Source organism: Verrucomicrobiota bacterium, from assembly GCA_038744685.1.
Lineage (GTDB): Bacteria > Verrucomicrobiota > Verrucomicrobiia > Opitutales > Puniceicoccaceae > Puniceicoccus.
Genome location: JBCDMB010000016.1, coordinates 1 through 13,327 on the forward strand (window position 1 = coordinate 1; position 13,327 = coordinate 13,327).

7 protein-coding genes are annotated in these 13,327 nt (G+C 52.6%); 2 read left to right on the forward strand and 5 right to left on the reverse strand.

Translation table 11 applies throughout. The features are described 5' to 3' along the window. Nucleotides 1-453: 453 nt before the first annotated feature. Entirely contained in the window at nt 454-1,434 is a 981-nt protein-coding gene (locus AAGJ81_10165) for a hypothetical protein (protein MEM0966501.1), read from the reverse strand. A gap of 1,321 nt (nt 1,435-2,755) precedes the next feature. Between AAGJ81_10165 and AAGJ81_10170 the strand changes: the two genes are divergently transcribed. Together AAGJ81_10170 and AAGJ81_10175 are read left to right on the forward strand one after the other, a co-directional pair. Then, entirely contained in the window at nt 2,756-3,559 is an 804-nt protein-coding gene (locus AAGJ81_10170) for a DUF6731 family protein (protein ID MEM0966502.1), read from the forward strand. A 15-nt stretch (nt 3,560-3,574) separates the two neighbouring features. Further along, a complete protein-coding gene (locus tag AAGJ81_10175) occupies nt 3,575-4,030 on the forward strand; it encodes a hypothetical protein (protein ID MEM0966503.1) in 456 nt (151 codons plus the stop codon). 175 nt (nt 4,031-4,205) lie between these two features. On the opposite strand, the gene rpoC is transcribed toward AAGJ81_10175, so the two are convergent. The 4 genes from rpoC to rplJ all read right to left on the reverse strand — a co-directional run bounded on the left by rpoC (nt 4,206) and on the right by rplJ (nt 13,325). Next, nucleotides 4,206-8,366, reverse strand: coding sequence for a DNA-directed RNA polymerase subunit beta' (gene rpoC, locus AAGJ81_10180; protein ID MEM0966504.1), 4,161 nt, complete (start codon nt 8,364-8,366; stop codon nt 4,206-4,208). Between the two features lie 26 nt (nt 8,367-8,392). Continuing rightward, the gene (gene rpoB, locus AAGJ81_10185; GenBank protein MEM0966505.1) at nt 8,393-12,160 is read right to left on the reverse strand and encodes a DNA-directed RNA polymerase subunit beta; all 3,768 of its coding nucleotides are present in this window, start codon (nt 12,158-12,160) and stop codon (nt 8,393-8,395) included. A 136-nt stretch (nt 12,161-12,296) separates the two neighbouring features. Further along, nucleotides 12,297-12,683: a 50S ribosomal protein L7/L12 gene (gene rplL, locus AAGJ81_10190; protein ID MEM0966506.1), complete on the reverse strand. Its 387-nt coding sequence runs from the start codon at nt 12,681-12,683 to the stop codon at nt 12,297-12,299. 123 nt (nt 12,684-12,806) lie between these two features. Next, the gene (rplJ, locus tag AAGJ81_10195) at nt 12,807-13,325 is read right to left on the reverse strand and encodes a 50S ribosomal protein L10 (protein MEM0966507.1); all 519 of its coding nucleotides are present in this window, start codon (nt 13,323-13,325) and stop codon (nt 12,807-12,809) included. Nucleotides 13,326-13,327 lie beyond the last annotated feature (2 nt).

A 13,327-nucleotide genomic window follows, 5' to 3' on the forward strand; every position in this document is an offset into this window, starting at 1 on the left:
CTTCGTCGAGCCGGATGATCTTCTCGTTCCCGGAAGCCGTCGCTTCCTCTTCTCTCTCTTTCTCGCTCATTGTCTTGGTTCCTTATCTGAACCTTCCTGAGCACCTCCAAATCAAAAGTGCGAAAAATACCCTACGTTATCACGGAATTTTTTCCTTCATAATCGATACCTTTTTTTCAGGTTAAAATAAAGACGGTGCGTTTTCTATCTGAAGAATTTGTTACGTTATCTCGTGACGATTGGTAGGTCAAGATGTTCGATAACGTCGTAACGTAGGGTATTTTCCGCATATTCAATTCGAACATTACTCGCCACGGACCAAAGTCATAGGCTGCCATCCGCTCTGTCAATCTTTCTGCAAGTTTTCGTGAACTGACCCCTTTTGATCCCTCTTAAGTGGACTTTTTTCGGACTTTTTTGACCCTTTCGCTTTTGGAAAGTCGTGTTCGCCCCTCAACTCTTCATCTGGAAACCCGACTCCTCAAGCAACCTCAAAATCGTCGTTACAACACCATCATTTTGGTCTTTTGGTTTCACTACATCGATGTGGCCAGCACTTAGAATTGGAATCGGGTCAGGGTCAAGACCTGTGGCACTATTTAATGAAACCACTTTATCTTCGTCGCCCACAATACAACGAATTACGCTTTCTTTCGAATAATCACTTGATGTCCATTTGCTCCAATCTGCATTTAATGAAAACAGAAAGCTTGAATCAGTGGCTAAATCTCTGAGCTGTGCTTTTCTTAATGTTGGCACATGCTTACCTATATTTGCCAGATTTGCTCCATTGTGAGGAGATGCAATGAAGACAAAAAGTCGGACTAATCTATCAATCCGGTCCTCACGTTCGAACTGGAGTGACACAAAACGACGAGCCACGACACCGCCCATACTATGTGCCACAATAGCAATTCGTTGAGCTTTTACATTGTTTCTAACCCAGTTGTCGAAGTTCCGTGCAATCATTTCTAGCGAGGGTGATTTTCTCCAGATACCGGTAGGATAGGTATATAAGCCTATTTGGCAGTCTACGTTCTCTGATATGTAGCTTGGCATATCCCCGAACGAGTCTTCACCACCACACCAACCATGAATAAAAAGAACCGAGTCCTTTTGTTTCTCAGGTGCTTTTTTCTCTTCTTCGACTCTTATCCTAAAATGCGAATGCAAGGAGTCGACAGACCATTTTTTACAAAACTCTAAAAAGTCCTGCAATTGGCTTGGAACTTCCCCGTCGAAAGAGCTTCCAATTTCAAAGTATTCAATTAATCTTTTGACAGCTTCATTGTCTAGGTCTCCATCGAAAATTACACATCCGGAAGAAAACCTAACATCTGCAATTTCGTCTACCGGACATCCAGAGATTTTCGATAAATCAGATAGAAATTCAACTCTATCAGAATCACTGAAGTCAGAGAATTCTCGATTCATTCTTATCCGGAGTGATTTTTTTATCATTCTATTTAATCTTCTCTAAGTTTACGTAGACTTAAAGGATTATTGAAGGAATCTGATCAGAATATCGGACACTAACATCATTTTTGACCGGAACTCTACTCTTGATATTTAAGCTACTTATACGAATCTGTCGATATAGATAAGATCACTAAAACAATTAATTACAGCAGCAACAAACCTAGCTAAAGTTGATTATTCATCGCACTTGTCACCTACCGGATCATTAAGAATAAGGAATAAAACAAAAGTAGCACTATAAAAAGATCTTTACGATAAGAATCTACCGAAAAAGATTTTGGTGAAAAAGTTAGTATGAGCTTTGGGCATTAAAACCCTCGAGCAGGTTTAATTCCACAATCTGCGATTTTCTGAAATTTTTTACGCGAAGAATGCAAAGTCGGTAGGTCTGAGGCTAGAAGCATTGCACGAGCTACACCAACTTTCTGGACACTACCTCTCGGAAACCTCCGTTACCGACAAGGATCTCAGAAGACATCAGGTCTTGACTCTTGTGCGCCGAGCAAAGCGAGGCGTTTCCTGCTAGGGGAAGATCCCGGCTATTAAAAACCTAACCAGTATAATATATCGAATGTTGCGCGGATGTGAGCTAAATCGCCAAAAGAGAATGACCCTGATTTAGGAGGTCGAACCGTGAGCTTTGCAAGAGAGGCAACGGGCGGTGGAACAGCATCTGTGAAGCGTACACAGAGAAGGCTGCAGGCCGTAGGGGAGATCGCAGAACCCCGGGAGTTGATACAGCCTCAAAAGGAAGCGTGACACGGGATCAGTCCACGATTTCTTGATTTTGGAGAAGGTCAAAACACTTCTCCCTCCCCAATTTCCGGTGCCTGCTGATCAAACTACTCACGCTATCACGGGTTTCCATTTGTAAACGCGTGTCGATCCATTGGTGCAAAGTACTTTTCCCGAAGCCGTCGAGCGAGTGCGAACACCCAAACCTCGCCTTTACGACTCCGTCAGAAAACTCTTCCGGGCCACTTCGCTCTCAAAGATCGAGATCCGGAATTCTCCACGACTGAGGGTAAGGTATAACGCTCCCGCGCATTCGATCCAAATCTTTTTCGCTAATGCATTCTAATCGAAGGCACGTAGTTGCTCAGTCAACATTTTTGAAAGTTTACGTTGCTGACCACTTTTCGTTCCCGCTTGGGCATGGAACTTTTCGGATAAACTTGCGCTCGTTCTCCAGAAAGATCAGTCTGACGTCACATGGACAGGAAGATGAACTTCTACCTCTACTCCGCGACAACGGATCAAAGCAGCAAGGTGACACTTGAGGAGGATACTTCTCGAAATCGCCAGCAAGCCTCTTGACAAAAGAGAGAAAGCCGTGAACGGAAGAACCATCAGACTCGAAGAGTTAGAAAGAGTAGTGATAGGTGGGAAGAAATACTTTGCTGGTTGTCTTGCTCAATTGCGGAGCATGGCACTTCCCTCAAAAGTTCGAAAGGGGAGCCCTCTTTCTGACCTTGGATTGGATTCCGAAGAGAGTCTAGCGGAACCAACAGGGTTTCTATATCTTCCCGAGAAGGATCGTCTGGTGTATTCTCGAATCCAGAGTTCTGTAGTGATCGGAAACTTCCAAAGGTATCTCTCGGCTTTCGCAGAGAAAGGTGTAGTGCACGTCACACCAGTTATTCGAACAGACGCACTCGAACGAGTGAAGAAATCTAGTTGGCTAAATCGGATGGATCTTAAATTTCAGATGCCCTCTGACGGCAAAATTCCTCAAACAAGTAGCGGTTCTATAGGTGGGGCCATTAAGGCAGCCAGCTCAGTTGGAGGCGCTGTGGTGAAGCTCAGTATATCTGCAAAGGCGGGTAAGAATGACCACCTGAGTAAAAGTAGTGTTATCAGCGATGCGGAGCAAATAATCGCCGAAGCAGAGCAACACCAAATCGCTCTTGACGCTCTGGACATACATGCGAACGTCGAAGGGACCGAACGAGCAGAGAAGATTCCTTTGCTGAATTTTTCGGTCCAGAATTGGCAAGATATTGAGAATGCGACCCGCACTCTAACATGGAAGACTCTTAAGAACGCCGCAATCAGAGCCGCCCGTGAGATTCAGATGTAAAGACTGTAAGATGCCGTGAAAAACCATGGCGATACTCGCGACCTTCTGCAGCGTTTTGCGGAACGGCGGTTTCCTTTCGTGGTTGGCGTTTTGACAGCCATCGTAGTTCTCTCTCTCAACACCAAACCACAGATTGATAAGCTGTTACCATTATCTGTGAGCGTTGCCTCAACCGCTGTCGGATTCTTAGCAGGTGCGATATCGATTCTGATAGCTGTAAAGGACTCAACGGTTGTTAGAATTCTCCGAAGAGACGGGCACATTAAAATTCTTGTAGCATACTTCAGAACCGCAATAACGGCTACCATCGGCCTGATTGTTTTCAGCGTAATCCTGATCGCTTTTACTTTTCCTTGGGGAAACTACGTCGCTGTATTTTGGTTAGGCCTGGGTGCATTCTCAGCAGCAGCTTCGTTTAGAATAGTTTGGCTGCTTATGGGAATCTTGAGAAGCTATCTTGGGGAAGACTGATATTGAAATTTTGAAGGAAACCAATGGGGTCAAAGTTTTCATGCTTGTGCTCGCCTCAGCGATAGAAGCATTCTCGATAAGTCCTCTCTTATGGTCAGAGAAAGCGGCCTCAGAACACAAAGAAGGCGCCTCCCCTCTCGGAGAGACGCCTTGAAATTTCTTATCTCGAAACCTCCTAGACGGCTTGCTCGCTCGTTTCGTCTTCCGGCACCTCTTCGGCGTCGAGGCCTAGGGTGTCGATCTTTAGGTGGCGATAGGTGGGGAGGCCGGAACCGGCGGGGATTAGGTTACCCATGATCACGTTCTCCTTGAAGCCTTTCAGTCCGTCGACCTTGCCGAGGGTGGCCGCGTCGGTAAGGACGCGGGTGGTTTCCTGGAAGGAGGCGGCGGAGATGAAGCTTTCCGTTTCGATCGAGGCCTTGGTAATCCCCAAGAGTACCGGCTCGGCTTCGGCTGGCTTACCACCGGCTTCTTCCAGACGCTCGTTCTCTTCCATGAAGGTGAAGCGGTCGATTTGTTCCCCCCAGAAGAACTCGGAGTCGCCCGGATCGGTGATCCGCACTTTCCGCAGCATTTGAGAGAGAATGACTTCGATGTGCTTGTCGTTAATCGTCACCCCTTGGAGGCGATAGACCTTCTGAATCTCGGTAAGGAGGTATTCCTGAACCGCGTTCGGCCCGAGGATTTCGAGCATTTCATGCGGATCGGCTGCGCCCTCGGTGAGGTGCTGGCCCTTGGTCACGTAGTCACCCGGCTGCACGATAAGGTGCTTGCCGTGTGGGATGAGGTGTTCTTCGGTTTCCTCATCATCCTTCGTGATGCCTTCGCTGGCCACTTCCTCGGGATCCTTCTTCGTGACGAAGAGACGACGCTTCCCGCGGACAGTTCCGGAGATGACCACACGACCATCAATCTTGGCCATGTCGGTCGCATCCTTCGGGCAACGGGCTTCGAAAAGCTCGGCCACTCGCGGAAGACCACCGGTAATGTCCTGGGTCTTGGACGCCTGACGCGGAGTCTTCGCAATCCACGTTCCGCGATCCACTTCGTCGCCTTCTTCCACAACGATCTGTGCTCCCACCGGAATCGCGTAAGTGGCGATTTCCTTGCCCTTCTCATCGAGGATGAGGACCTGAGGGTTCAAGTCTTCCTTGTGCTCGATGACGACGCTGGTGATCCCCTGAGACTCAGGGTCCTGCTCGCGCTTGATGGTAACGCCCGGAATCATGTCCCGGAAGCCGATCTTACCTCCCTTTTCGGAGAGAATCGGAACACTGTGAGGGTCCCATGCGCAAAGCAGGGTTCCCGGAGCGACTTCTTCCCCGTCGTTGACGAAGAGAATTGATCCGACCGGAATCTTGTAGTTCTCGACTTCCTTGTCTTTCTCATCGGAAACGATGATCGAACCGGTCTTGTTCAGGACTACGAAACGTCCGTCTGCGGTTTCCACCTTACGGAGGTCTTCGGAGAAGCTGATCTTACCACCCTTCCGGATGACGATCTTCGGATCACGCAACACCTGACTGGCGATCCCCCCGATGTGGAAAGTACGCATGGTCAACTGAGTTCCCGGCTCACCGATGGACTGGGCAGCGATGATTCCTACAGCGGTTCCGATGTCGACAGTCCGGCTGGAGGCTGGGTTGATTCCATACTCCTTGGCGGTAATTCCGTCGCGCTGACGAGTGGTTAGCGGGGAGAGGATCTTCACGCGCTCGATACCGAGGGTCTCGATCCGCTTCGCGGTCGCTTCGTCGATCTGTTCGGCTTCCTTGACGAGTAGTTCCGAAGGCTCGGTCGGATTGGGAACGTTCTCCGCGGAGGTACGTCCAACAATCCGTTCGGCGAGGCCAACAATTGTTTCGTCACCGTCCATGATCGGACGCTTCCAGATCCCGTTCCGGTTTCCATCATCCTCGACGGTGGTAATGCAATCCATTGCCACGTCGCAGAGCTTACGGGTCAGGTATCCGGCGTCTGCGGTCTTCAAGGCGGTATCCGCGAGACCCTTACGGGCACCGTGGGTCGAGATGAAGTATTCGAGAACGGAGAGACCTTCACGGAACGAGGAAAGAATCGGACGTTCGATGATATCACCGGACGGCTTCGCCATCAGACCACGCTGACCGCAGAGCTGACGAACCTGCTGCTTGTTCCCCCGCGCACCGGAGTGCATCATGAGGAAGACCGGGTTGACGTTTTCAACCGTCGAGCTTGCTTCGAGACCGGTGTAAACCGCCTCGGCGATATCGTCAGTCAGCTTCGACCAGATCGCGATGATCTTGTTGTAGCGCTCACCCGGGGTCAGCTGACCCTTCCGGTATTGCTTCTCCACGCCATCGATCTGCTTGCGGGCCTCGGTGATCATCTTCGGCTTCGCCGGAGGAATGATCATATCGTCGATACCGATTGAGATACCGGCACGGGTCGCGGTCTTGAAACCAACTTCCTTCAAGCGGTCGAGAGTCTCAATCGTCTCTTCCTGTCCAGTCTCGTTGTAAGTCGCGAGAATGAGATCGCCCAGCTTACCCTTCGGTGCGAGGTCGTTGTAGAAACCGACTTCGTCTGGCCAGATCGTGTTGAAGATCACGCGACCCACGGTCGTGCGGAGGATCTTCTTCTCGGGCTTTCCGAAAGTGGTCTTCTTGCCGTAGTCCGGGTTTTGGATGTCGATCCAGTCGTGCTTCTTGAGAACGTGCTCGGCCTCGGCGACCATGACTTCCTCAACGCTCGCCATGAGCGGAACGTGATCTCCTTCGGCCGGCGTTTCCTTTGGCTCCATCGTGAGGTAGTAGGAACCCAACACGATGTCCTGAGAGGGAGTCAGAATCGGCTTTCCGCTGGAGGGCGAGAAGATGTTGTTCGTCGCCATCATCAGCATCTTGGCTTCCATAACCGCCTCGATGGAGAGAGGAACATGGACCGCCATCTGGTCCCCGTCAAAGTCCGCATTGTAAGCGGTACAGACGAGCGGGTGAACACGAATCGCGTCGCCTTCAATCAAGACCGGCTCGAACGCCTGAATCGAGAGACGGTGGAGGGTTGGCGCACGGTTGAGGAGGACCGGATGACCCTTGGTCACTTCTTCCAAAATGTCCCAGACTTCCGGCGAGCGCTTTTCAATCATCTTACGCGCACCCCGAACGGTGTGGACAAAGCCCAGCTCCTTCAGGCGACGGATGATGAATGGCTCGAAGAGAACGAGGGCCATTTTCTTCGGAAGACCGCACTGGTTGAGCTTCAGCTCGGGACCAATCACGATCACCGAACGACCGGAGTAGTCGACGCGCTTCCCGAGAAGGTTCTGGCGGAAACGACCCTGCTTCCCCTTGAGCATATCACTCAAGGACTTGAGCGGACGGTTTCCAGCGCCAGTAACCGCGCGGCCATGACGACCGTTGTCAAAGAGAGCGTCCACCGCTTCCTGCAGCATCCGCTTCTCATTGTGAATGATCACGTCCGGAGTCTTCAACTGGAGGAGGTTCCGCAAACGGTTGTTCCGGTTGATCACCCGACGGTAGAGGTCGTTCAAGTCGGAAGTCGCAAAACGGCCGCCTTCGAGAGGAACGAGCGGACGAAGATCCGGTGGGATGACCGGAAGAACTTTGAGGACCATCCAGCTCGGATCCGACTGGGAATGGATGAAGCCTTGGATGACCTTGAGGCGCTTCGAGAGCTTTTTCTTGATCTGCTTCGACCGGGTGGCGTGCATCTGCTCGTGCAGCTCGTCAACGAGAGGCTCCAGCTCCATGCCTTCGAGCACTTCGTGGACGGCTTCGGCACCCATCTTGGCGACGAAAGCGTCTTCACCGTATTCGTCCTGGGCCTGCAGGAATTCCTGTTCGGTCAGCAACTGGCGCGGCTCGAGAGGAGTCCGGCCGGGATCGGTTACCATGTAGTTCTCGTAGTAGACGACGCGCTCGAGGCTACGGGCGGTCATGTCGAGGAGCAGACCCAAACGACTGGGCATGCTCTTGAGGAACCAAATGTGGGTTACCGGAACGGCGAGGTCGATGTGACCCATCCGCTCCCGTCGCACGCGGGAGACCGTGACTTCGACTCCGCAGCGTTCGCAGACGATTCCCTTGAACTTGATCCCTTTGTACTTTCCGCATCCGCACTCGTAATCGCGGACCGGTCCGAAGATCTTTTGGCAAAAGAGGCCGCCCGGCTCCGGCTTGAAGGTCCGGTAGTTGATCGTCTCGGGATTCCGGACTTCGCCACTGCTCCAGCTCTCGATCGACTCCGGAGAGGCAATCGCGATTGAGACACTGTTGTAGAGTTCCTCTGGTTCGGCGGTGAGGGTTCCGCTACTTTCTTCCATACTCATACTCATTTCAATTTCTCCTTAGGCGGTTGCGGTTACAGCGACATGGTAACTTTACCACGTTTCACATCGAGGCAAAGACTTTGGATCTCTTTCATCAAAACGTTGAACGACTGCGGCGTTCCGGCGGAGAGGCTGCGGTCACCCTTCACGAGAGACTCGTAGATTTTCGTCCGGCCTTGAACGTCGTCAGACTTTACGGTGAGTAGCTCCTGCAGAGTGTATGCCGCCCCATAAGCTTCGAGGGCCCAGACCTCCATCTCCCCGAAACGCTGGCCACCGTATTGGGCCTTTCCGCCGAGAGGCTGCTGGGTGATGAGGCTGTAAGGTCCAACCGCACGGGCGTGGATCTTCTCCGCGACGAGGTGGTTGAGCTTCAGCATGTAGATGTAGCCGACCACGACTTTCTGGTCGAGCTTCTCGCAGGTCTGACCGTCGTAGAGGTCGCTCTTTCCACTTTCAGGAAGTCCGGCGTCTCTCAGGTAGCCGCGGACCTTCTCCTCGGGAATCCCGTCGAAGATCGGTGTCGCTACCTTGATGCCGAGCTTCTTACAAGCCCAGCCAAGGTGAGTTTCGAGGACCTGTCCCACGTTCATCCGGCTCGGAACCCCGAGAGGGTTCAGGCAGATTTCAATCGGAGTTCCATCAGGGAGGAACGGCATGTCTTCCTCGGGAACGATGCGGGCAACCACACCCTTGTTCCCGTGACGACCCGCCATCTTATCACCAACCTGAATCTTACGCTTGGTCGCGACATAAACCTTAACGCTCTTGATGACCCCCTGCTCGAGGTCGTCGCCCTGCTCTACTGCCGTGATCCGGCGGTCGCGATCTCCTTCGATTTCGTCGAACTTCGTTTGGAAGCTCTTGACGATCTCCATGATCTTGATGCGGACCGGCGAAGGATCGATTTCGATGTGCTTCGAAACCTGTGCAAGTTTCCGCAGAAGGGTCTTCGTGATCTTCCGGTTTGCCGGAATGATCAGGTCACCGGTCTCGGAGTTCTTCACGTCGAGTGGGATCTTTTCCCCGAGAAGAATGTTCGAAAGAGACTCGGTCAGCTCTTCGCGCAGGCGCTCGTACTGAACCTTGTAGTCTTCGTTGATCTTCTTCTTCTGACGGTTGCGATCGGAAGCGGAGAGCTTCTCCGACTCGCCTTCCACGCGGGTCGAAACCTTGACGTCCATGACGATCCCATTGACGCCCGAAGGAACAACAAGCGAGGAGTCCTTAACGTCTGCGGCCTTCTCCCCGAAGATCGCGCGAAGCAATTTCTCTTCCGGAGCCAGCTCGGTCTCGCTCTTCGGTGTAATCTTACCGACAAGGATGTCGCCCGGCTTCACTTCCGCACCGACGCGGATCACCCCGTTGTGGTCGAGGTTGCGGAGAGCTTCCTCGCCCACGTTCGGGATGTCGTAAGTGATTTCTTCGGGTCCGAGCTTGGTGTCACGGGCAGTCACTTCGAAGTCCTCAATATGGATCGAAGTGAAGACGTCGTCCTTGATCATCTTTTCGCTCAAGAGAATCGCGTCCTCAAAATTGTAACCGTTCCACGGCATAAAGGCCACGAGAACATTCCGTCCGATCGCGAGATCCCCTTCGTCGGTCGCCGCACCGTCTGCGAGGAGGGTACCCGGCTCCACCTTCTGACCCTTCAAGACACGGGGCTGTTGGTTGAAGCAGGTGCCTGCGTTCGAACGGATGAACTTGCGGAGGTGGTAAACGTAGGTGCCTCTGTTTGGATCACTCTTAGGGTTGCGGGCCAGCTTGGTACTGACTTCGCCGTCCTCAGTGATGATGATCCGACGTGCATCGACAGATGCGACAATCCCTTTGGCTTCGGCCCGGATGACGGTCTTCGAATCACTAGCGACACGGGCCTCGATACCGGTTCCGACAAAGGGAGCTTCCGTCTGGAGGAGCGGCACCCCTTGGCGTTGCATGTTCGATCCCATGAGCGCGCGATTCGCATCGTCGTGCTCGAGGAACGGAATCAAACCAGCAGCCACCGAAACGACCTGCTTCGGAGACACGTCCATGTAGTCGACGCGGTCTCCTTCGACTTCGAGAATCTGGTCACGGAAACGGCAGGTCACCTTGCCAACGAAGTTACCCTTGGAATCGAGTTCGGAGTTCGCCTGCGCAATTACGTGAGGCTCCTCCTGGTCGGCATTGAGGTAAACGACCTCGTCACTGACCTTGCCGTTTTTGACGGTGCGGAAGGGCGTCTCGATGAAGCCAAACTCATTGACCTTCGAGTAGGTCGAAAGCGAGTTGATCAAACCGATGTTCGGACCTTCAGGTGTTTCAATCGGGCAGATCCGTCCATAGTGACTTGGATGCACGTCGCGGACTTCGAATCCGGCACGCTCCCGATTCAAACCTCCCGGTCCCAATGCGGACAAGCGGCGCTTGTGCGTCAGCTCGGCCAAAGGATTGATTTGGTCCATGAACTGGGACAGCTGGCTCCGCGCAAAGAAGTCGCGGATGACCGTGCTGAGAGCCTTCGGGTTGATCAGCTTCTGAGGCATGATCGAGTCGACGCTCTGGTCGAGCAGAGTCATTCTCTCTTTTACGAGACGCTCGGTCCGGGCGAGACCAATCCGGCACTGGTTGGCGAGCAATTCACCTACGGTTCGCACGCGGCGGCTGCCGAGGTGATCAATGTCGTCCACATATCCGTCACCGCGCTTCAACTTGATGAGGTAGCGGGTGGATTCGACAATATCCTCCACGTTCATCACGCGGTTTTCGAGATCAGTCGAAAGATTCAGCTTTTGGTTGATCTTGTAACGACCCACACGGCCCAAATCATAGCGCTTCGGATCCTGCAACAGACGCTTCAACAGTGCCTTCGCATTGGCAGTCGTAGGCGGCTCGCCGGGGCGGAGACGCTTGTAAATATCTTTGAGCGCTTCTTCCTCGTTGCGGGTCGGATCCTTTTTGAGGCATCGAACGATCAGTCCCTCATCCGAAGTGGTATCAATGACCGAAATCTTCGTGATGCCAGCCTTCTCGAAAGAGCGGATCGTGGTGCGGGTGAGTGGCTCAAACGCACGGGCAAGAACGACACCCTTCTCTGCATCGACGATGTCCTCGACGAGGATCAGGTTGGAAACGTTTTCCATCTTGAGACCCTCGGCAACAGAGAGGTCCTTGAGCTCATAGAAAAGATTCAAAATGTCGAAATCGGAGCTGTAACCCATCGCCCGCAAAAGCGTAGTGATGAGAAACTTCCGACGCCGGCGACGGCGATCGAGATAGACGTAGAGAAGATCGTTTTGGTCAAACTGTGCTTCCAGCCACGTTCCTCGATCCGGGATAATCCGGAAAGAATGCAGCATCTTGCCACTGGTATGCGGAGCCTGTTCAAAGCAGAGACCCGGTGAACGGTGTAGCTGGGAAACGATGACGCGTTCGGCCCCATTAATGATGAAGCTACCGCGAGTGGTGATCATCGGGAGTTCTCCCATGTAGATCTCCTCTTCCTTCATCTGTTCTTCCTCGCGGAGGGAGAATTTGACGTAGAGGCCGACGGAATAAGTCACCCCGTCGCGGAGACACTCGATCTCTGAATACTTTGGATCGGTCAGCTTGTAGCTTGAAAAGTCGAGCATGCAGCGGCCGTCGTAACTTTCGATCGGGAACAAATCGCGGAAAACGGACTGTAAACCGACGTTTTGCCGCTGTCCGGGAGCGACCTCCAGTTGCAGAAACTCGTTGAACGAGTCGATCTGGTTTTGGATCAGATTGGGTGGTTCGATGACCTCTTGCAGTTTTCCGAAGTTGATGCGTTCAGACATGATAGCGGTGGTGCTGGCGGTTGGGCTTGGATTCAAACGGGAGCGTTTAAGGCGGATCTATTAAAACAGCACAGCCGCGCAGGATAAACCTGCGCGGTCTGGCTGGAAATGGTTCTGTGGAAAAAAGCTTTCGATATTATTTGACCTCCACTTTGGCACCGGCGGCTTCGAGCTTCTTCTGGATCTCGGCCGCTTCGTCCTTCGTGGTGGCTTCTTTGACTGGCTTGGGAGCGCCTTCAACCAGTTCCTTGGCCTCTTTCAGGCCAAGTCCGGTGATTGCGCGGATCTCCTTAATAACGGCGATCTTGTTGCCTCCGAAGTCCGCGAGGATGACGTCGAATTCGTCCTTCTCCTCGGCTGCGGGTGCGTCGCCTGCGGCGGCTGCTCCGCCAGCGGCTACAGCAACAGGTGCTGCAGCACTCACGCCCCACTTTTCTTCGAGCTCGCTGACGAGTCCTGCGATATCGAGGACCGACTGCGCGCTAAGCCAATCAATTACTTCTTCTTTAGTGATGTCTGCCATGTTTACCTCCTGAGCGGATAGTGATTCAGAGAAATCGTTTTAAGGGAAATTCCCCTACCCGCTTCACTCTTGGTTATTTATTGTTCTGTTTCTTCACCGGAGGAACGTCCTCCGATAGAAATTCTAGTTTGCTCCTCCTTGGTCGGCTTTTGCCTTCAATAGGTTGACCACGCTCTGCGGAACGGCGTTGACTACCGAGACAAACCGCTGAGCAGGAGTGTTGAGAAGAGAAAGAAATTTCGCCTGTAGCTCTTCCAACCCAGGAAGGTCGGCGAGTTTGACGAGATCCTCCGCTGAGAAGGCTTGGTCTCCGAGGATTCCAACCTTCATCTCCACTTTCTCCTTGTCCTCGAAAAACTTCTTGAGGACTTTGGCCACACCGGAGGGATTCTCACCACCCACGATAATCGCAGTCGGTCCGCTGAGGTGCTCTTTGAGGTCCGGCTTTTCCCGACGGCGTAGGGCGAGATTCAAGATGCTATTCTTCACTACGTGAAACTCGGCGCTTTCGGCAGCCAGAAGTTCCCGCAAAGACTCGGTCTCCTCAACGGTGATGCTCTCATAATTCGTCAGGAAGACGTAGTCGGACTTATCGAGATGTCCGTCAACGTCGCTAACGAGGAGTTCTTTTTCAGGTCTCATGG

Coding starts and splice junctions, on each gene's coding strand:
- AAGJ81_10165 (MEM0966501.1), bottom strand. CDS start 1,434: ATGAATCGAGAATTCTCTGACTTCAGTGATTCTGATAGAGTTGAATTT.
- rplL (MEM0966506.1), bottom strand. CDS start 12,683: ATGGCAGACATCACTAAAGAAGAAGTAATTGATTGGCTTAGCGCGCAG.
- rpoC (MEM0966504.1), bottom strand. CDS start 8,366: ATGAGTATGAGTATGGAAGAAAGTAGCGGAACCCTCACCGCCGAACCA.
- rpoB (MEM0966505.1), bottom strand. CDS start 12,160: ATGTCTGAACGCATCAACTTCGGAAAACTGCAAGAGGTCATCGAACCA.
- rplJ (MEM0966507.1), bottom strand. CDS start 13,325: ATGAGACCTGAAAAAGAACTCCTCGTTAGCGACGTTGACGGACATCTC.